This is a genomic window from Lysinibacillus sp. NPDC096382 (assembly GCF_044762845.1).
Classification (GTDB): Bacteria; Bacillota; Bacilli; order Bacillales_A; family Planococcaceae; genus Lysinibacillus.
On record NZ_JBIWFC010000011.1, the window covers coordinates 135,838 to 156,549 of the forward strand.

The 20,712-nt window shown below is 36.2% G+C and carries 22 protein-coding genes and 1 riboswitch; of the genes, 6 read left to right on the forward strand and 16 right to left on the reverse strand.

The features are described 5' to 3' along the window. Nucleotides 1-3 precede the first annotated feature (3 nt). From efeO to ACIQZA_RS16255, 8 genes are all read right to left on the reverse strand, one after another. Nucleotides 4-870, reverse strand: coding sequence for an iron uptake system protein EfeO (efeO, locus tag ACIQZA_RS16220; RefSeq protein ID WP_402882403.1), 867 nt, complete (start codon nt 868-870; stop codon nt 4-6). Between the two features lie 143 nt (nt 871-1,013). Continuing rightward, nucleotides 1,014-2,213, reverse strand: a complete 1,200-nt coding sequence (locus tag ACIQZA_RS16225) for an MFS transporter (RefSeq protein ID WP_402882401.1) — start codon at nt 2,211-2,213, stop codon at nt 1,014-1,016. Between the two features lie 11 nt (nt 2,214-2,224). Next, nucleotides 2,225-2,644, reverse strand: coding sequence for a MarR family winged helix-turn-helix transcriptional regulator (locus ACIQZA_RS16230; RefSeq protein WP_400935660.1), 420 nt, complete (start codon nt 2,642-2,644; stop codon nt 2,225-2,227). Between the two features lie 546 nt (nt 2,645-3,190). Next, entirely contained in the window at nt 3,191-4,138 is a 948-nt protein-coding gene (locus tag ACIQZA_RS16235) for a nuclease-related domain-containing protein (protein WP_402882396.1), read from the reverse strand. A 297-nt stretch (nt 4,139-4,435) separates the two neighbouring features. Further along, nucleotides 4,436-5,443: a FecCD family ABC transporter permease gene (locus ACIQZA_RS16240; protein WP_402882395.1), complete on the reverse strand. Its 1,008-nt coding sequence runs from the start codon at nt 5,441-5,443 to the stop codon at nt 4,436-4,438. Continuing rightward, complete coding sequence (locus ACIQZA_RS16245; RefSeq protein ID WP_402882394.1) at nt 5,436-6,437, reverse strand: FecCD family ABC transporter permease; 1,002 nt, start codon at nt 6,435-6,437, stop codon at nt 5,436-5,438. The genes ACIQZA_RS16240 and ACIQZA_RS16245 overlap by 8 nt, the downstream gene beginning before the upstream one ends. A gap of 25 nt (nt 6,438-6,462) precedes the next feature. Continuing rightward, nucleotides 6,463-7,380, reverse strand: coding sequence for an iron-hydroxamate ABC transporter substrate-binding protein (locus ACIQZA_RS16250; RefSeq protein WP_400935671.1), 918 nt, complete (start codon nt 7,378-7,380; stop codon nt 6,463-6,465). Nucleotides 7,381-7,395: 15 nt separating this feature from the next. After that, the gene (locus ACIQZA_RS16255; protein ID WP_248718757.1) at nt 7,396-8,184 is read right to left on the reverse strand and encodes an ABC transporter ATP-binding protein; all 789 of its coding nucleotides are present in this window, start codon (nt 8,182-8,184) and stop codon (nt 7,396-7,398) included. A 148-nt stretch (nt 8,185-8,332) separates the two neighbouring features. Here ACIQZA_RS16255 and ACIQZA_RS16260 point away from each other — a divergent pair, with 148 nt between their 5' ends. Next, nucleotides 8,333-9,373, forward strand: coding sequence for an NAD(P)/FAD-dependent oxidoreductase (locus ACIQZA_RS16260; protein ID WP_400935674.1), 1,041 nt, complete (start codon nt 8,333-8,335; stop codon nt 9,371-9,373). Nucleotides 9,374-9,497: 124 nt separating this feature from the next. On the opposite strand, the gene ACIQZA_RS16265 is transcribed toward ACIQZA_RS16260, so the two are convergent. Then, nucleotides 9,498-9,740, reverse strand: coding sequence for a hypothetical protein (locus tag ACIQZA_RS16265; protein WP_400935676.1), 243 nt, complete (start codon nt 9,738-9,740; stop codon nt 9,498-9,500). 258 nt (nt 9,741-9,998) lie between these two features. On the opposite strand from ACIQZA_RS16265, the gene ACIQZA_RS16270 reads away from it, so the two are divergent. Further along, nucleotides 9,999-10,670 carry a class I SAM-dependent methyltransferase gene (locus tag ACIQZA_RS16270; RefSeq protein ID WP_483869519.1) on the forward strand — a complete coding sequence of 224 codons (672 nt, stop codon included), beginning with the start codon at nt 9,999-10,001 and terminating at the stop codon, nt 10,668-10,670. 209 nt (nt 10,671-10,879) lie between these two features. Here the strand turns inward: ACIQZA_RS16270 and ACIQZA_RS16275 are convergent, their stop codons facing one another. From ACIQZA_RS16275 to ACIQZA_RS16285, 3 genes are all read right to left on the reverse strand, one after another. Then, nucleotides 10,880-11,479 carry a TetR/AcrR family transcriptional regulator gene (locus tag ACIQZA_RS16275; RefSeq protein ID WP_400935678.1) on the reverse strand — a complete coding sequence of 200 codons (600 nt, stop codon included), beginning with the start codon at nt 11,477-11,479 and terminating at the stop codon, nt 10,880-10,882. A gap of 12 nt (nt 11,480-11,491) precedes the next feature. Then, a complete protein-coding gene (locus ACIQZA_RS16280; protein WP_400935680.1) occupies nt 11,492-12,208 on the reverse strand; it encodes an MBL fold metallo-hydrolase in 717 nt (238 codons plus the stop codon). Nucleotides 12,209-12,445: 237 nt separating this feature from the next. Continuing rightward, entirely contained in the window at nt 12,446-12,916 is a 471-nt protein-coding gene (locus ACIQZA_RS16285) for a hypothetical protein (RefSeq protein ID WP_400935681.1), read from the reverse strand. A gap of 368 nt (nt 12,917-13,284) precedes the next feature. Between ACIQZA_RS16285 and ACIQZA_RS16290 the strand changes: the two genes are divergently transcribed. From ACIQZA_RS16290 to ACIQZA_RS16300, 3 genes are all read left to right on the forward strand, one after another. Next, a complete protein-coding gene (locus ACIQZA_RS16290; protein ID WP_402882580.1) occupies nt 13,285-14,418 on the forward strand; it encodes a DUF418 domain-containing protein in 1,134 nt (377 codons plus the stop codon). A 151-nt stretch (nt 14,419-14,569) separates the two neighbouring features. After that, nucleotides 14,570-15,547: a sensor histidine kinase gene (locus ACIQZA_RS16295; RefSeq protein ID WP_400935682.1), complete on the forward strand. Its 978-nt coding sequence runs from the start codon at nt 14,570-14,572 to the stop codon at nt 15,545-15,547. Then, nucleotides 15,544-16,149, forward strand: a complete 606-nt coding sequence (locus ACIQZA_RS16300; RefSeq protein ID WP_400935683.1) for a response regulator transcription factor — start codon at nt 15,544-15,546, stop codon at nt 16,147-16,149. The genes ACIQZA_RS16295 and ACIQZA_RS16300 overlap by 4 nt, the downstream gene beginning before the upstream one ends. A gap of 54 nt (nt 16,150-16,203) precedes the next feature. On the opposite strand, the gene ACIQZA_RS16305 is transcribed toward ACIQZA_RS16300, so the two are convergent. Then, a complete protein-coding gene (locus tag ACIQZA_RS16305) occupies nt 16,204-17,562 on the reverse strand; it encodes a PepSY-associated TM helix domain-containing protein (protein WP_402882388.1) in 1,359 nt (452 codons plus the stop codon). Nucleotides 17,563-17,794: 232 nt separating this feature from the next. Further along, the gene (locus tag ACIQZA_RS16310) at nt 17,795-17,977 is read right to left on the reverse strand and encodes a hypothetical protein (RefSeq protein WP_402882385.1); all 183 of its coding nucleotides are present in this window, start codon (nt 17,975-17,977) and stop codon (nt 17,795-17,797) included. 214 nt (nt 17,978-18,191) lie between these two features. Further along, nucleotides 18,192-18,382, reverse strand: a riboswitch (cobalamin riboswitch). A 120-nt stretch (nt 18,383-18,502) separates the two neighbouring features. On the opposite strand from ACIQZA_RS16310, the gene ACIQZA_RS16315 reads away from it, so the two are divergent. Beyond that, nucleotides 18,503-18,634, forward strand: coding sequence for a hypothetical protein (locus tag ACIQZA_RS16315; RefSeq protein WP_402882384.1), 132 nt, complete (start codon nt 18,503-18,505; stop codon nt 18,632-18,634). An 873-nt stretch (nt 18,635-19,507) separates the two neighbouring features. On the opposite strand, the gene ACIQZA_RS16320 is transcribed toward ACIQZA_RS16315, so the two are convergent. Together ACIQZA_RS16320 and ACIQZA_RS16325 are read right to left on the reverse strand one after the other, a co-directional pair. Next, the gene (locus tag ACIQZA_RS16320) at nt 19,508-19,714 is read right to left on the reverse strand and encodes a hypothetical protein (protein ID WP_402882382.1); all 207 of its coding nucleotides are present in this window, start codon (nt 19,712-19,714) and stop codon (nt 19,508-19,510) included. A 30-nt stretch (nt 19,715-19,744) separates the two neighbouring features. Then, nucleotides 19,745-20,242 (reverse strand): hypothetical protein, encoded by a 498-nt coding sequence (locus ACIQZA_RS16325; RefSeq protein ID WP_402882381.1) that lies wholly within the window; start codon nt 20,240-20,242, stop codon nt 19,745-19,747. Nucleotides 20,243-20,712: the final 470 nt, after the last annotated feature.

The window sequence follows — 20,712 nt, forward strand, 5'->3', positions numbered from 1 at the left end:
TTATCACTCCAAAATAATACCCATTTGGCTTAATGGTTCTCCAAGTTGATTTACGGCTGCTGCAAGTGCTTTTGTGTTTTCTTCAGTTAATTCTTCATAAGAAACATACCCGCCATCAGCAGTTGCATGCTTGGCCAATAAATCATCTACTGCTTTGAACTTTTCATCCAATGTTGCTACTAAGTCTTTGTCTTTCGCTTCTAATTTCGGACGTAGAATTTCAAAGATTTTTTCTGCACCTTCGATGTTTGCTTTAAAGTCATATAGGTCTGTGTGAGAATAGATTTCTTCTTCACCAGTGATTTTAGATGTTGATACTTCATTTAATAAATCAACCGCACCTGTAATCATTAAATCTGGTGATACTTCTACAGTTTGAACTAAAGCGTGTAATTCTTTAGCGTCTGCTAGTAATTGATCTGCAATTGCCTCGTAGCCTGTAGTTTTATTTTCTACCCAAAGCGCATGTTCAAGCTTATGATAGCCCGTCCATTCTTCTTCGCCCTTGCCTTCTTCTTGGATATCAGCTAAACGACCGTCAATACGTGGGTCAAGGTCACCGAAGCTCTCAGCGATGGGCTCTGAACGCTCGAAATACATACGTGCTGGTGCATACGCAGCTTTCGCTTTTTCAATGTCACCGGCTTTAAATGCGTTCACAAATTTTTCTGTTTCTAGTAAGAATTGATCCATTTGCTCTAAGGCAAATTTTTGATAGGCTGCAGTTTCAACGGATAGATCAACTTTTGTACCTTTTTCTGCTTGCTCTGTTGCAGACTTATCTTCTTTTTTAGCTTCATCTGTATTGCCACAGCCAGTCATAAGAATGCCCCCTGCAACTAATACTGACAATAATGAATTTTTTTTCATGCTAAGTACCTACTTCCGAAATAGTTTATATCGAGAATGATAATGATTATCATACTCGATTGCAAGAAGTATTTTCAATTAAAGAAAAAAACATCATTATCTAGATGATAATAATGTTCTTTCTTCAATATAAAGATTCTAAACTATGAAATTTTTGCTTGTTTTACATTTTCTTTTTTTCCATATAAAAAATAATAAAGGACAATTGATACTAAAATAACGAATACCATCGCGAAGAAAATAGCACTGTACCCCGAAGTCGGAACGAAGAATCCTAAGAAATAAGGACCAACACCTAAACCTAAATCATATAAAATAAAATATGTCGATGTCGCAAGTCCTAAACGCTCATTTGGTGTAACTTTAATAGCGATTGCTTGCGCTACTGAATTGAAATTGCCATAACCAATTCCTATGCAAGCAGCAGCTAGTAAAAAGACAATACTACTTGTCGCCGAACTAAAAGCATACATACCGACTGCAAAAATGACTAGACATGGATAAATTACAATGTTCGCACCTCTAGTATCTAGTAATTTCCCTGTAAATGGACGTGTCGCTAAAATGACAATTGCATAAATAATAAAGAAATAACTTCCCGCTGTTACCAAATCAAGCTCTTTCGCATAAAACGTCATAAATGACATAACCCCTGAATAGGCAAAGCCAATAACGAGCGCCACAAAAGCAATTGGCACAGCACGCATTTCGATAAAATTGGATAGCTTTAACCCTGTTTTCTCAGCCATTTCTTTTGCCTTCTTCGGTGCATCTGGAATGGTTACGATAAAATACATCAAAAAGCAAACAATAGCTAATACGGAATCAACAGCAAAAATCATCCGATAATCTTCAAACAGCTGTGTTAAAAGAATACCTACAAAAGGTCCTATAGCCGTTGCTAAAATAGCACTTAAGCTATAATAACCGATACCTTCCCCTCGTCGCTCAGGCGGTAAAATTTGTGCAATAATTGTTCCTGTCGCCGTACTAGCCACCCCAAGTGCAATCCCTTGTACTAAACGATTGAGCATAAGAAGGAGCAAATTCGTCGCGATAAAATAAGACATCGTTGATAACATAAACAATAATAATCCACAAAATAGTGTTTTTTTGCTACCCCAATCCCCAATGATACGTCCAGTCCCGAGACGACCAAATAATGTACCAATAATAAAAATACTCGATACAAGCCCTGCCGTACTAGTTGAAGCCCCAAAATGCTCAACCGCATAACCTGCAATTGTTACCATCAATAAAAAAAATATTAAGGTAATGGTAAAGTTAATGAGTGAGACGATTAAAAAGTCCTTCGTCCAAAGTTTTTGTCTAGATGCTTCCACTTTTTTCTCTCCTACCGATTGATGTTTGCGCAAATGTTCGCTAAAACTTGTGTCGCAATTTCAATATCTCGCTCTGATACCCCTGCGAGTGCCTGTTCCATAGTTGGTTTTAAATGCGCTTGAATTTCTTGCACAATCACTTCACCATTAACCGTTAATTGTACAAGCTTTTCACGTTTATCCCTACCCGCTACCGTTTCCACGTATCCAAGCTCAACAAGCTTTTGTACAAGCCTTGTCACACTCGGCTTTTCAATAAACATGAAATTCGCAATATCAACAAATGTATGCGGCCCTTTATCCATCAATAACCGAAGGAGAGCCCATTGAGAGCTATACAGTTGATATTTCCCTAACTGCTCATTCACTAGATTGATAAACGGTCTGTACATTAAGCGGTACTGATTAAAAAATTCTTGTTCAATCGTCAAAAATACCACTCCTTTTTAGTTAGTTAGCCTAACTAACTATATATCTTTATTTTTTATTTGTCTAGTCGGAATTAGCGAGAAATTTGGCATTTTTAACTGGGGGAGCCGTCGGGCTGGTTGTTCTTTCCGTCACTTTTTGGTTTTTATCCGTCGGTACCTTGGTTGCTTCCGTCGCTTCGAGAGTTCTTTCCGTCGATAGGGCTTTGCTTTCCGTCTCCCCTAATTCTATCCGTCACTTTAGGGTTTTCATCCGTCGGTACCTTGGTTCCTTCCGTCGCTTCGAGACTTCTTTCCGTCGATAGGGCTTTGCTTTCCGTCTCCCCTAATTCTATCCGTCACTTTAGGATTTTCATCCGTCGGTACCTTGATTGCTTCTGTCGCTTCGAGACTTCTTTCCGTCGATAGGGCTTACCTTTCCATCGCCCCTAATTCTATCCGTCACTTTAGGATTGTCATCCGTCGGTACCTTGGTTCCTTCTGTTGCTTCGAGACTTTTTTCTTTCTACATTTTTTAGCAAAATTTCAGACCGCTTGAATTTTTGTAAGTTAATTAACAATTAAATATTTCCTATTACTTTTTGTTCCCTCAGCTTTCAAAGGTAACTTTTGTAGTAATTTATAAGCGGTATTCGGCGAATCGATTGCAAAAAACTCACAAAAGCTTCTATTTGTTAACGTTTCGCCTACTAGCAATCGATACTCTTCAAGCGTCCTAAAAATGGCCTCTTGATCAACTGCTCCGCAGCGATGACAATACCATTTTGGGTAACGATAGTTCATTGTCTGTCCATTTAAACAACTATCGCATAGCACGCCTTTTACTAAATCCTGAACAGGCAATGCTATTTCTCTTTTTATGGGCCTATGCATGGACAATAATTTAGAAGCAAATTGAAAGAGCTTTTCCTCATTCACCACTGTCTCTTTATGCAGTTGAAGCCATTCTCGTACGTGATAACGTAAACCTGAAACATGAAAAATTGGTTGTCCCCTTAATCTTTTCGATAAAATAGCATTCTTCGTTGCCAAAACGACAGCATATTGAACGGGAATCTCAAGCCTTGACTGTTGTAACATACCCATCATCCACTCCATATGGCGTCTACTTTGATGAATTGGATTCGTCATTCCCTCGACATCGCCTTCTGTTGTAGTTCGCGTAAATTGATGAAAAGATTCATCGAAATCTAGAAAGCCTGTCACATTTTTAATTTCGAGTATCAATATAAATTGAGGACAAAGTAAAACGGTGTCTATTTGATGAGTAGTACCATACTGATTAAGTATTTGTAAATCATGAAGAAAATAATGAGGTTGAGGTAACATGATTTCAAGCCATTCGGCATCTACTCTTTGCTCCCCAGCAAAGCCTGCGTGTATACGCCTCAACCTCTCAAAATAATTCATGCATTCAGTATGTGTGCTAGGTAATCTTCGTATCAATGCCTCTAAAATTTTGTGTTGCTCCGATTCATGACGTTCTAATAAAATCATTTTTTCACCTCCTATACCTATTTTATAAAAAAAGAACCTCATAAAAAGGGGTTCCAAAAAACTTGAAATCACAGAGTACAAATAAAATTTTTCACCTAGTTTTTTAGACAGAAAGAACGGAAAATTTCCACCGTTTCAGCTCTTGATAGTATTTTTTTGCTCGCTTTCCGTCGTTCTGAGACTTCTATCCGTCGATGAGGCTTACCTTTCCGTCGCTACAAATTCTATCCGTCTCCTTGAGATTGCATTCCGTCGCTGCAAAACCTTTCAAAAAAACAACTGAACAGCCAAAGCCATTCAGTCGTTTTTTCGTAGTAAATATAAAAAATATGGTGCACCAATACATGCGACGATAATACCTGCTGGCACTGTCGCACTTGAAATTGCTACGCGGCCAATTGTATCCGCTAGCATTAGTAAGCTTGCACCGATAAACAATGTTAGGGGTAAAAAGAACTGGAAACGCGGTCCGACAAGCTGCTTTGCAATATGTGGAGCCATGAGACCGATAAAGGCAATGCCTCCTGTGACTGATACAGCTGCCGCAGCTAGTGCTACAGAGACAACTATTAATTGTAAGCGCTCTCGTTCGATATTTAAGCCTAAGCCAACCGCCGTTTGTTCTGTCATTGCCAGTACATTTAACACATTTGCTTTATAAAAAATAAATGGAATGCCTAGCACAAGCCAAGGCAATAAAGCCCAGAAAAATGGCCAATCTGCTCCCCAAATATTGCCTGCAAGCCATTGCGCGATAAATTGCACATCACTACGCTCAGCTGAGGAAATTAATATGATCATTACACCCGATAAGGCAGATGCTACACCTACTCCGACTAAAATGAGTTGGACCGGCTGCACACCTTCATTGCGTTTATACGAGAAAAAGTAAATGCAGATTGCCGTTAATAAAGCGCTACAAAATCCTACAAGTGGTAACATATACGCAAAATTAGGTAAATCTCCATTGACAAGGAGATAAAAAAGCGTAATCCCAATACCTGCACCTGCATTAATTCCAATAATACCAGGGTCCGCTAAGTCATTACGGGTCACCCCCTGCAAAACGGCACCAGCTAAAGCTAAAGCCATTCCGGCTGCTGCCAGCACAAACAATCTTGGCAAGCGAACAGAGAACAATACGAATGATTCTTTGAAGCTACCATCTCCCATTAAAATCGGTATGATGCGATCAATCGACACCGAAGCTGCTCCCATTGAAATACCCATAACAAAAATGACTATTGTTAATAAGATCCAAACCAATAACCATCTACGTTGTTTTTTTCGCCCAATATTAAACAATTTGACGCCCCCCCTTCCGAACAAGAAGTAAGAAGAACGGAAGGCCAATAATTGAAATAATCGCAACTACCGGAGTTTCATATGGAGCATTAATCATTCTACCTGCAAAATCCGCTGTTACCATAAACCAGCCACCGATAATGGCACTCATCGGTAAAACAAATCGATAGTCTGTCCCTACAATTGCACGGACAATATGTGGCACCATTAACCCAACAAACGCTAGATTACCTACAAGTGCTACTGCGGACCCTGCAAGAATTACAACGACAAACATCATAATTCCTTTAATAACGGCTGTATTTTGTCCTAACCCAACAGCTACTTCTTCATTTAAACTTAAAATGGTTAGCTGACGACTAAACGCAAACGCAACAATTAATCCGACCAAAATAACAGGAGCAATCATTAAAGCTTGCCATGTAGTGCCTATTAAACCACCACTCGTCCACATCGAAACATCTTTTGATATTTGAAATAATATTCCCGTACCATCTGCTATTGCTTGTAATAGCGCGGATACAGCAGCCCCAGCCAAAACTAACTTTAATGGAGAAAAACCATTTTTAGTTGAAGCGCCAATACCATAGACAACAATCATCCCTGCGCCTGCACCTACGAAACATGCAAAAATAAGCATATAATACGACGTATTTGGGATAAATGCCATCGTCAATGCAAGTGCTGCATTCGCACCTGCTGTGATGCCAAGAAGTCCCGGATCTGCTAATGGATTTCTAGTAACCCCTTGCATAATAGCCCCAGCAACTGCGAGTGCACTACCTACAAAAATAGCAGCAATAATTCGTGGAAATCGAATTTCTCGTAAAATAGCATAATGCTTACCGCCGTCTCGTCCAACAATTGCTTGAAAGACATCTTCAATACTCGTATTTGCCGCTCCGATACAAAGCGAAATCGTAACTGTCACTGCTAATAAGATCAGTGCAAGCAACACCTGAAGCCAAAATGGGAAATGTCGAAACTTTGTCATTTGCCTTCGCTACTCTCTACTGAAATTATTGTAAAAATTTCTTTTCAAAGAAATCTAGTTGATTTTCTAAAGTGATTGGGTCATTAAAGTAAAATTCGTTGGCATTCACTTCAAATAAATGACCATTTTTCTCAGCCTTTAAATCTTTAAACCACGCAGCATTTTTGATGGCGCTATCCTCACCTTTAAATGTACTAAAAATCACATAGTCACCCGCATAATCACCTAATACCTCTTGAGAAATGGCTAAATAACCTGGTTTTAAAGCACCTTCCTTCACTTTCTTAGGCATTTTCAAGCCCATTTCTTGATATAAAATTTCTGTTCCGCGACCCCAATTATCTCCATAAACATACAATTGTTTATTGAACATTTCTGCAACAGTAACCGTTGCTTCTTCGCCGATTTTTTCTTTAATTTTTGTACCCGCTTCTGCAGCACGCTCTTTAAAATCTTTTACCCAATCAGTTGCTTCTTTTTCTTTATTTACAACTTTACCGATTTCAATAAATTGCTGTAAATAATCTACTTTGCCATAAGTAAATAATACAGTTGGTGCGATTTCTGCTAATTTATCCGCATTTTCAATACCATTTAAACCAATAATCAAATCTGGCTCAAGTTCGATAATTTTTTCGATATCCGTATTCTCAACAACTACTGCATCTTTAATATCATCTTGGAAGTTCGGATTATCTGCAGCCCATGAATCGACACCGACAACATTAACGCCAAGCTGTAGTAAATCTCCAACAAATGAAGATAACACAACTACACGTTTAGGGTTAGCTGGTACTTCAATAGGACCTGATTCTGATTGATACGTTATCGTTTCTGCTGATGCTTTATCTTTAGAGCCCTCATCCGCCTTCTCTTCTTTATTGCCGCACGCTGCAAGCACTAGTACGACCATCATAAACATTGGTAATAGCCACTTTTTCATAAATATATCTCCCTTTTACACTGTTTCTAGTAAGTTATATGTAATGCACATTGGCTTATCTGTTCGTGGATCTTTACCAATGACTGCATCAATATTAAACACTTTTTCTAATACTTCAGGTACCATGACTTCCTCTGCAGTACCAAACTTCACAAGCTCTCCTTTTGATAGCGCCACGATAAAATCTGAAAAACGTGCTGCCTGATTTAAATCATGTAGCACCATAACAATTGTGCGTCCTTCTTCTTCGTTAAGCTTGTAAAGTAATTCTAAAACCTCTAACTGATGGGCCATATCTAAATACGTTGTTGGCTCATCTAAAAAAATAATATCGGTCTCTTGCGCTAATGCCATTGCAATCCACACCCGTTGACGCTGTCCACCTGATAAGGCATCAACCGTGTTCTGACGAAAGTCATCCGTTTTAGTTACCTTTAAGGCCCAGTCAATCATTTCTTTATCCTTTTGCGATAAATTACCGAAGCCCTTTTGATATGGAAATCGACCGTAGGATACAAGTTCTTCTACTGTTAAACCATGTGCACTTTCCGGGCTTTGTGGCAAGATGGCAAGTTCTTTCGCTAATTCTTTTGTGTTCATCTCGGAGATATTTTGACCATCTAATATGACTTGTCCACTTTTATGCTTCAAAATCCTTGTAATAGCCTTTAAAAGTGTTGATTTGCCACAGCCATTGGACCCAATAATGGTCGTTATTTTACCGTCCGGAATTTGTAGCGATAAATCATGCACAATCGTTTTGTCCTCATAGCCGATACGAATCGATTCAACTTGTAAACGCACAACATAACCTCTCTTTCCTTTTACTTCTTTCCATGCTATGATAACGATTAGTCGATAATGATAATCATTATCACTAAAGTTAGTCTAGTTTTCCTATAGAGTTTTGTCAAACACTTTTTTATTATTTTTTAAGGAAATGGTGATATAAATGCAACATTTATACGATGTAACAATTATTGGTGGTGGCCCTGCAGGTCTATATAGTGCCTTTTATAGTGGTTTACGAGGATTAAAAACGAAATTAATTGAGAGTCAGCAACAGCTTGGTGGTAAAGTTTTACTTTATCCTGAAAAGCTCATTTGGGATATTGGTGGACACCCTCCTGTATTAGGCGAACAATTTGTCAAACAGTTAATTGCGCAGGCAAAAACCTTTGATCCAACCATTTTAACAGGTACAAAAGTCGATTTCATCGAGCGCCAAGGTGATATTTTTGTTCTACATACTACACAAGGAGATAAACATTATTCTAAAACCGTTCTTTTAGCAGTTGGTGGTGGTATTATTAACCCTCAAAAGCTCTCACTAGAAGGTGCAGAAAAATATGAAATGACTAATTTACACTATACTGTGCAGTCTTATCGACACTTTGTGGACAAGGAAATTATTATTTCAGGAGGCGGAAACGCGGCTATTGACTGGGCAGTTGAACTTAGTCCTATCGCTAAAAATGTAACTGTAGTTTATCGTAAAGATAAGTTATCTGCGCATGAAGCAACAATACAAGAAGCTTTAGATGCTGGCGTAAAGATTGAATGCCATACAACTATTTCAAAATTGACTGCTAATGCTGACAAAACAGCGATTCAACTAGTGACATGTGAAAACTCAAAAACAAAGCAAAGCTATACGCGTCAAATCGATGAAGTAATTGTTAGTCATGGCTATAACCGCGAAGCATCATTAGAATTGGATCAATCACTGACCATTCCTAAAAAAAGAGATTACTATTTCGAAGGAAAAGCAACGGGTGAAACTGTGCAGCCTGGTATTTTTGCAGCAGGTGATATTTTAGCGTTTGAAGGAAAAATCAATCTACTTCTAGGTACCTTCCAGGATGCAGCTAATGCCGTGAACTCTATTAAAACGTATTTAGAGCCTACTGCCTATCGTCATGGGGTCGTGTCATCACATAATGAATTGTTTAAAGAGAAAAATCGCTCTATTATTGAAAAGCAACTTAAATAAGCATTCTAAACAATGATTATTCAATCACAACAACCCCTCTTAAGAAAATTTACTCTTCAGAGGGGTTTTCAAGCCTTTCTTACTATTTTTATAAGGCGGACTTTAAAAGATCCATCGAAATAATCTACCTAAAGAAATTTAAAAATGCTCCCATTTGCCTTAACATACCAACTCCATTTGTTATTGTTCCTGCATGGTTCATAATGGTATTTAAATGCTGTGGTAATCTTCCAAATCTCGAAGTTTGGGGTTGCTGATTAGGGTAAAAGAAAGGTTGCCCTCTTCTACCTTGAATAGGAGGGCCAAAACCTTGTCTATTTCTTGGTGGGAATGGTCTCATTCTAGGATTCGGTGGATAAAATGGCATCAATTCACCCCCTATCAAATATCTTTTTACTAGTATACGTCTGTATTTTTTTATTGTTTAGACTATCGGAGAAGTTGCTAAAAAAATATATAGATATGTATTGTAAAATGTTGAAGCCCAACTATTAATAATTCTCCTCTTCCTTTCTGTAAAGGTTCCTCATGACATCTCAGTAACCATACTATTTTTAATTTCATATTATACAAAAATACGAATAAAGAAGGGATTCCGATTCAAAATTCAAAATATCTAGATTTTCTGTCCAAATTTGGTGTAGGCGGTGCGCATCCTGGTGGTATTAATCTAACAAAGGAAATATTCAAGGTAGAGAGCGTTAGCGAAAATTCCCGCATTTTGGATGTAGGCTGTGGTACAGGCCAAACTGCTGCCTACTTGGCGGAGACATATAAAGCAAAAGTAACTGGTATTGATATCAATCCTGAAATGGTTGCAAAGGCTAAAAAGAGAATGAAAAAAAATCACTTACCCGTAAAAATAATTCAATGCTCTATAGAACAAGTTCCATTACCTGATCATACATTTGACTTTATTATTTCTGAATCTGTTCTTTCTTTTGTCAATAAACCTAATGCCCTTAAAGAAATTTTTCGTTTATTAAAAAATGGGGGTCGGTTTATTGCCATTGAATTTACTATTCATCAACCACTTGAGGAACAAATTGACAAGGAAATCAAACAGTTTTATGGATTTGATTCTTGTTCAATGAAAAAGGATTGGGTAGCTTTGTTTAACCAGGCTGGTTTTAAAAATATTCGTATACAAAAAAATAAATCGATCTTCTCCATTCCTGAACTTCATCACTCGAAGGACATTGCACCTGAACTTTATGAAGTAATGGATAAACATTTTGATATGAACTTAAAGTATGAAGGCGTTTTAGACTATAGAATTTATTCATGTACTAAATAATGTGGGGATGTAATTCAAACTAAAGCATACTTCTTAACTGCTATGTAAATGAAAATGAGCAGCAGACCCGTTCAACGACAAATCTCTTATGCCAACATCCATTCTATTCAACAAGTTATAGCGGGAAATTGATCCTCTGTGTCATTTCCCGCTTCTTTCTTTTTTCCCCATTCAGAATATCCCTTTTAAAATGGAGCAAAATTTCCTCCTTAATCATTCATTTGCATATATTTATCTTCATTAAACGTAACTGCATGAATGCCCTCGATAAAAGTATTAATTAAGATTAAGAAGCTTTTATTGATATCAAGTGGCAGCCCAAATCCCCCCATTTGTTCAATAGAAGTGAATCCATGTAGAATACTTCTTAATCCTCTGACCATATGAATCGCAATTTCTTCTTGCAAATTATAGGCAGCAAGCACTTGAAGTACAAGTTGCACGACAGCTTCTTGGGCTTGCTGTAGTTCTTGATCGTTAGCATCCGGAAAGCGAGTGCTAGCATCGTACAACCCCGGGTGCTCTCTAACAAATTGAATATAGGCCTGACTAATTGCACGAACAGCATTATCACCTGAACGTCCTACTGCAGCTTGAAGCATATATTCATTTAATTTTTTTACGCCTTGAATAGCTAACTTCTGCTTCAATTCATTCAATCCATCAAGATGGTTATACAAGGAAGGTGGCCGTATTTCCAATTTTTCAGCTAATAGTCCAATTGAAAGTTGGTCCAATCCTTGTTCATCAACTAGCTCCATTGCCTTTTGTAAAATAATCGATATATCTATTTTCATTCGACGGGACATTTTTTTCACTTCCTATTTGGATTGTCTAAAATTTTTTTCTGCTTCGGCTATTGCTATGTCCAAAAGCTCCTGTGGTTGCTTTAACATTTTCCCGTGCCCTACAGCAAGTAAGCTTGGATTTAACTCCCTTAATTTTTTTGCACTTATTAGAGCTGTGCTTTTATCCCATGTTGCAAGAGCAGGAAATGGAAACAACGGATTCACCACTCCCGATACTAGTAGTTTTCCTCTAGTTACGAGGGCATCACCAGCAATTAAACTTCTATTACGTGTATCAAAAAGAGTGATGGAGCCAGGTGTATGACCTGGCGTTGCTATCACTTCTAATGAGCCAACACGATCACCTTCTTCGAGTAATAAGTCTGGTTTGGTTTTAATATTTTTTGGTATGCCTCCCCGAATTGGTGTATTTTTTTCATTTGGAAGTAATGCACTATTTCCTTCCAATAACAAAGCGTCTCTGGAAGAAATGCACACCTGACTATCTGGTAATAATTCTTTTAACGTATCTAGAGCTCCTATATGATCACTATGTGCGTGAGTAATGATGATTCTTGTAATCGGTTTACCAATACTTTCAGCCGCTTTTATTATACTTTTTGCACTATATGGTAGGGCTGCATCGATCAGTGTAAGCTCGCTTTCTTCTTCTACAATATAACAATTAACAGGAAAAATCCTTGGCATAAATGACAATTGAAACACTGTACCATTCTTCGTAATCTTCATTCTAACTCTTATCCCCTTCGTTGACTAATTGTATTACCATTTTAACTAATTTGATTAGTTTTCGCAATATTTATTTTTTTTATAAAAAATCTTTGAATTAAAGCCTTGAATAATCTTTAACTTTATCTCGCTCGTAAATTTAGTCATAAAAAAACTACACCACCAATTGTTAGATGCTGTGTCTAACAATTGGGGTGCAGTTCATTTCTCGGCTGCTTTTTATTCGCTTTAATAAATTTATAATTCAAGCTCGTTATTTTTGGACTGAATTATGTAGGAGTTATATGAGTCCCACTTATAGTGTCCTACATTAAATTCTTTTAGGTCAATTATATCCTTCAAATATTTAGGGACAGTGCAATGCCAGTTTAATTTTTCTATCTTAAGTGGAAAATTGTCCTCATTTGGATTAGGAGTATGTATATAGATAGCATCTAAACCAGCATCTTCGTCAACTATTTCAATCCACGATTGATATGGTTTTCCGAGTGTTTGGAGTTCTTCTAATAAACCATACAATAAAGCTATATTTGCTTTTATATGTTCTCTTTTTATTTTCAAACTATTATTCCCAACCCCGTAAAAATCAAGATGGGTGTGCCATAAATCAAACCAACCTTCTTTTCCAAAGTCCAAATTATACCGTTCGGCTTTTGTCTCCCGCCATAAGTTACGGAAATAACGCTTTTTTCCACGAAACTTTTTCAAATAATTGTTCCTCCCGTTTAACATGAAGAGGAGACTCTCTTCAGTCACTCCATATAGATGATGTCATTTATTTTGAGAAAGTTAACAGACTGTTGCTAATTGTATTGTTAGTTTCAATGCTAACCAACTTGTTTAAACGACGAAAATCATTATATATCAACAAATGAGAAGGGTCCAATTCGTATGCTAATTGAACTCCCAATTCAATTGTTAACCCATTAATTTAAAGTAAGGTCTTTTAGCTGACCGTTAGTTTTCGCTACATAAAATGACACCTGTCATAAGGAACCTTTGACTGGTGTGAATATGTTTTTTCCTTTCGTTTTCTTATCATTATTGTAAGAAAACAAGGAAAGAGTGGTTTTATGATGAAAGTTCAACAAAGATTACCCCTAATCGATATGTTACGAGGCTTTGCCGTATTAGGGACACTTGGCACAAATATTTGGATTTTTGCATATCTTGGAGACATTTCGTATATCACAACGAGTAGTTATTCAGGTTGGTGGTCATTGAACGATTTTTTACGAATGACAGTCCTTTTTTTAGTAAACGGTAAACTCCTTGGTTTATTAACAATCATGTTTGGTGTTGGTCTGGAATTAAAATATCAGCAAGCTTTGCGAAAAGGAAATGTTTGGCCAGGCATGTATATTTGGACGATAGTCTTTTTATTTATGGAGGGTCTTATCCACTTCACCTTAGTTATGGAATATGATATTTTAATGAGCTATGCTGTGACAGCTGTTATCGTTGCCTTTATCGTCAAATTTGGTGACAAAGCGATTAAACGTGCGTTATACGTTTTAGGTAGTTTCCATGCACTAATGATTCTATTGATTTTAGTCGGCACATTGCAGGGCGGCGCTAATGTTTCCATTGTTGGGCTCGATCCAATCGTTAGTCTTTATGAAAATGGCACTTGGTTTGAGCAAATACAAAATCGTTTAACACATTTTCTTTATTTTAGAACGGAAGCTATTTTTATTATCCCCATGAATATCTTTTTATTTTTACTTGGTGTTAAGCTAATGAGGAATGGTGTATTTTTACAAGATGACAGAGGACGTCAGGCGCGTCAAAAGCTATTCAAAATCGGTATTTTTATTGGGATACCTTTAAATCTCCTAATCTTTATTCCTGGAGGAGTATTTGATTTACCTGTTCGATATTTATTTGCACCAATCCTATCTATTGGTTATATTGGAATATTAGGTAAAATGGTAGAATATAAGAAGCTAGATTGGTTATGGAAGAAATTTGGTGAGATTGGGAAAATGTCTTTAAGTTGCTATGTGCTGCAAAATATTATTGCATCTATTATTTTCTATGGCTGGGGCTTAGGTTTAGGTGGAAAATTGAATAGCATTGAAGTTATTGGTATTTGGTTAACCCTTTCCCTTCTTCAACTTTTTATTGCACATATTTGTATCAAGCATTTTCATTTAGGGCCAATGGAATGGATTCGCAAACATGCCATTCAAAGTGTCACACAGAAATAATCGACAAGGGTTGGTGTGAACTATAAAGATATATCCAAGAGATCAGGCAAAACGCTATTTAATTATCGATGTTGTATCGCTAGTTTTTTTATTTACCATGGTATTAAGTTCGAATTCTCCATTACCATTAATGGCTAAAATGATTATCCTTATGTTATTTTTAGTAGCCTTCTATATTGCTTTATGGTTTAAAGATTGGCGTTTACTGTTAGCTTCTTTACTAGGCTTTACACTTATTATCATACTGGGTATTTATGAAGGATCTACTATGTTATTATTTGGATTTACATTTGCTGATTTAATTGGGAGAGCTAAAAAAAAATGGCATATTGCTATAGGAATGATTGCCGTTGCCTTAATGTTTTTTATAGTTATTTGGTTTGAATCAGGAGCATCTTATAAATTACAATTCCAAGCATTAATACCAATCATGATCATTCAGCTACTACTTCCAATGCTAATTTACTACGTAGAAAAGTCCAAAAAATTACAATCAGAATTAACTGAGGTAAATACCCAGCTTGTTCAGCAAGAAGAAAGACAACGTATTGCGAGAGACCTCCACGATACGATTGGTCATACATTGACAATGATTAAAATAAAAACCGAACTAACAACAAAATTAGTCGACAAAGATACAATGCGTGTGAAAGATGAGCTAAATGATATTTTAGCAACAACACGAACAGCGCTAAAGCAAGTAAGAGAATTAGTTTCCGATATGAATTTTATTTCGTTAGAAAGTGAGCTTATTCATTGTAAGCAGCACTTACAAACAGCAGATATCTCCATAAAAATAAAAAATAACTGTCCTAAGCTACTACTAGCTAGTGTGGAAGAAACGATGCTGTCCTTATGTCTTCGTGAAACAACTACCAATATTATTAAACATAGCCAAGCAAAAAAATGCCAAATAGATATCAACTATAATAATGGGATTTTAAAGATAAACGTTGTGGACGATGGTATTGGCTTACATAACCAAGGCCATGGGAATGGACTTTCATCGATGAAAGAACGAATGAATGCCCTTCAAGGAAATGCTTCCATTGACAATTTCCCGACAGGCGGGACGATTGTGACATTATCAATGCCAATCCAACACTATAAAAAGGAGCCAACTACATGATTAGAGTATTATTAGCAGAAGATCAACAAATGTTACGTGGCGCCTTAAAGTCCTTATTGTCGTTTGAGCCAGATATAGAAGTGATTGCAGAAGTTTCAGATGGTCAAACAGCATGGGAATATATTCAACAAGAGCTACCCGACGTTTGTGTATTGGACATCGAAATGCCTAATCTTACTGGTCTTGAACTTGCTGAAAAAATAAGACAGGCAAATTTACCGTGCAAGGTGATGATTGTCACTACCTTTGCACGCCCTGGCTATTTACAAAAAGCGATGGATTGTGAGGTACAAGGTTATTTATTAAAAGATGAGCCAATTGACTATTTAATTGCAACAATAAGAAAAGTGATGAATGGTGAAAAAGTAGTTAGTAGAGATTTAGCTGCTACGTTATTTATGAAAGAACAGAATCCACTAAATGATCGTGAAATTGCTGTTCTGCAGCTTGTAAAAGAAGGACTCACAACAAATGAGATTAGTAAAAAATTATTTTTAACGAAAGGCACTATTCGAAACTATTTATCTACCTCTATTCAAAAACTTCATGTCGAGTCTAGACAACAAGCTGTGCAAATCGCCAGTGATAAAGGGTGGCTTTAAAAAAAGAAAAGCGATACTGTATTCCTTATTTATAGGATACAGTAATCGCTTTTTTTAATGGACTTCTTTTTTATTTTTAGACACTAAATTTATCATTACTTCAACGAATACTACAGCAATTAATGATAGCCCAAATAGTGGCATCAGTATACCTAAAATAATCATGAAGATAATAAAAGGAATGGATACCTTTTGAGAGATTTTAGGTGGTGCAGATAGCATACCTTGTTTCTTTCGTAGTAGCCATGTACTAACTCCCCAAATAATAACTACTAAAAATGCTAGACATACTAGTAAATTTATTAATTTATTTGGCCAACCAAACAAGTGACCTTCATGCAAAGGAATTCCCCATGTGAACCATTTGGCAAGAATACCATAGTCCTCATATCCAACCTTGTCTATATATTTTCCGCTATATTGATCAAAATACATTGTCGTTTCATCATACGGACTAACATCAAGCCCTGTGACACCAGTGTTACTAGATTTTGCAACTGTATAGACACCGTCTTCACTAGTAGGATAAATAATAGCGTATGGTTTTGATATATTCATTGCATCAATTTCATGTTGCAGCTTTTCCACACTCAGTTGGTTAGGGTTAGCAACATAGCCCATATTAGCTCCCATACCATGGTGCGCTGCATGAGCCGAATCTGACGATGGAGGGGTTTCTTGACGAGTAGCCCAAGGAATCTCACTGACATCAGATGTAGGTGGCTGCTGCTGTAATAACGGCGTACCAAAAGATGGATGATCTTGTGAAGCTTGATAAATATATTTCCCCATTAGTGCTGACCATGGTAAGCCTGTGAAAATAATAACAAGCATTGGAATTGTTATAATTGTTCCAACAAGCGCATGGAATTTTCTACTCTTTTGACGTTTATTTGTCTGCTTTGTTTTCTTTAGTATTTTTGCTTTAAACGTCATGTAAATGCCTGAAAATAGTAAGAAAATAGCCCAACAAGCCGCTAATTCTACTAAATAATTGACAACCGTTCCCCCAATAAATAAGGAACTATGGGCATTTCTCATAATATTTGCAAATGTGTAATCAGCATCTTGACCACCGATAATTTGGTTATGACTATCTAGGAACACATATTTCTCTTTGCCATCTGCATTCTTCATCGATAAACGAGTATTGTAAGGCTCTTCTAACGCTATAATTTTATTTGCTTTATAGCTAGCATATGATTCTTCTGCAAGTTTAACAGCATCATCAATAGATTGAACCTCGGTTTTTCCACTTTCACCAAAAAAGTATTTATCATATAACTGATTTTCAACATTGGTATAAAATAAAAAACCTATACCACTTAACGTTAGTGAAATAAGAAGTGGAGTAATAAATAATGCGGCATAAAAGTGCGTTCGCCAAAAGCTCTGATAAAGCGTGTTCTTCATGTCTAATTCTCCAATCTATAATAATAAGCGCAAAATTATTATATAGATAAAAAGTGAAATAAGTATGAAGTCCTAGAGGTTTTTTTATGACAAATAGATGTATTCCTATTGATATAATTAGATTAAACCCTTGTTTTCATAGAAAAGGCTACATAATGTCCCGTTGAGATGAACATTATGTAGCCTTTTAACCTTGGTGAAGACTATTAATCAGTGGGGATATTACGCCACTTTATCCGATTAGTTCTTTCATTACATTCGTATAAGCTGTTAAAATATCATTTTCATGAACAGCATTTTGCTCTACATACTGTTCAACTATCTCATTTAATGTTTGAGAAGTACTTGTATATTGCGTTTCCATGACTTCAAATTTTAATAGATTTTCATAATACTCGATTACTTGTGGATTCATGTGTAACACTCCTTCAATTTTAACATAAAAAAACATCTTTCCTTCATCAGAAAGATGCCTACTATGACAAATACACGACATAATACGGTGATTGACACGGCGAAAAAAGCTTGCTATTCGTTATAGAAGCTACCTTTTTTGCAATCATCGTACTATGAGCATGCAGGAGAATTTCTCTAGTCACACTCAACACCCCCTATCCTCGTAGGTTTTTTGGTTGTACTAGATAAAGGCAGGTCTCCTGGCTTATGTTCATCACACTTTTCACCTTCCCATTACAATGCGTAACAGTGGTCTTTTGAAACATGCTCACATTTACAGTTGCGGGACAGCGTCGGATTTACACCGATCTTCCCTTTTAAACAAATCGAATTGCCGATTTGTACCTCTATCTTATTATTCCGTTTTTTATATTATACCATAGTGGTTTGTGTACATTGACACTATCCTAATAGATTACTGTTATCTAATGTTATGGAGTCAATTTTCAAAGTCAATTATTTATCGAATCGAGCAGTAAGTGAAATGGTAAATGGGAAACAAAAAAGTTATCCAAAGGCGTCACTAAATGAACTAATCAATGCTTTCGAAATAACTGATATGAACGAATTATTTAAAATTATAGAAGTAGAAAATAATGAGGAAACAGATAACTAATCACAGTTGTCTGTTTTTTTGCATGAACTTTTCACCTCATATTTCCTAGGATGGCAATTGAGAGGAGAGTTTATTTATGGGAACTATGTTAGCATTTTGGTATGTTAGGATTTTGCTAGTTTTATTAGTAATTTGACTTATAAAGAAGAAAATGAAGTTGGTCTTGTTCTTGGTATTTCAGTTGTTGTTTTTATAATTGGATTTATAATTGTACCACAAACGGCACCGAGTCATCTAAAGACCCTAAAGACAATGAAAAGGTAGAAACAGCAGCAAAACATAAGGAAGAAACATCCGAAAAAAAAGCTGCACGCGAGAAAAAAGAAGCTAAGGAAAAGGCATTAGCTGAACAGAAAGCAAAAGAAGAGGCTGCGGCAAAAGCTAAGGCGGAAGAAGAAGCTCGTAAAAAAGCAGAGCATGAAGCTGCTACTAAGAAAGCAAACGCAAAAACTATTGACTATCCACAATTGAAAAAGAATCCAGATCGTTACAAAGGGGAATACGTGAAATATACTGGAAAGATTCTACAAATTCTTGAGGTGACAACATTACAAATATCCGACTTGCTGTAACACCTACTTCTTATGGATCTAATCCTAATGATGTTATCTTTATAGAGTATTATGGTGACACGGACTTTGTGGATGACGATATTATTACTGTTTCGGAGATATTTATGGGTAATATTCATATAAATCCCAAGCTGGATTCGATATAGCATTACCGGGTTCACTTGCTAAAGAATTTGAATAAAAATTATTTTTGGTCACTCAAATGAGTGGTTTTTTCATTGCATATAGATATATAAAATCAAAAAAGTCAACCCATTAACGAGTTGACTTCTCTCACTTATAGACATGTAAAACGGAATTTTCAGTTCTTACTAAATTTCAAAACAGCCAAATCAAACATCTTAAATAAAAACTTTAATGTAACAAATCCAGCTGAAATTAAAATCGTTAAATAAATAGAAAAATAAATTATACTTTTAAAATCATACATTACAGGTGGGTTGACAAACGCAATAGCAATTACAAAAGCCAAAATAAAAATAAAAAAATTACTATCTAAAAATTTCATAAGTAAACCCTCCTCAGGTATTATTTTTTATTAAAGCCATCCATTTGTTTCACAAAAATCTGTAAAGAACCAGTATTCACCCTTTAAATTTTTGCACGCTTTAATAATACCATAAGTAATTACATGATAAATAATAACTGCACCTGCCGTTCCTATCAAATATTTTGCGATAGGAATTAAAATTGCAGGAATGAAACTAGGTGTTATTTCACCATTTTGCAATTCTAAGCTTTCGTCAAAACCAATCTCATTATTCATCTGTTCTACTTCAGTCACTGATAAACCTTCAAAATAGGCTTCAGCATTGTTTACCTCGTTCTTTGTCAAACCATTACTTAACGCAAATTCAGTATCAAATTCGTATTTTTTTGTTAGTGTATTGTAATAAACAGATTCCGCAATAATTGTTCCCTTTCGTTCAAAATCTTCAGTAGCCATTGCTGTTGATCCAAACGGAAGAATAAATAAACTTATTATCATTGTTACCACAATTGTTAACTTCATATTTGATTTTTTTATTAGTTGCAAGATGGTCGCCTCCATTTGATTTATACTTACTGTTTGCTATAGCAAATATTTCCCCTCGAGTACATATACCCTATCATTTCCATACGTTCCAATTCAATGGTAATTCAACGCCGGTATTTGGCGTTACTACGTTATTCTTTTGCGGTGTTCTATTAACCATTTTATAAATACCGCCAATTCGCGCCACATATACCGCCACTTTTAGGCGCCCCTATGATTCTTTCATAATACAAAAGTAACATTTTGGTGAATTTTGTGTTTAAACACTTGAAATCTTCGTTTAGATTTGATCATACTCTAAAATAATATTTCTTCACAAAAATGTCGATTTTAGCATTATATCTAAACCAAAAAATGCCCATGCTCAAAATCAATTGAACTGCACCCAGTCAAGTAGACAGTGGAAATAATAAAAAATGTATTAAGCGGCTTGAGTCCTGAATTCTAACGGACTCAAGCCGTTTAATCGT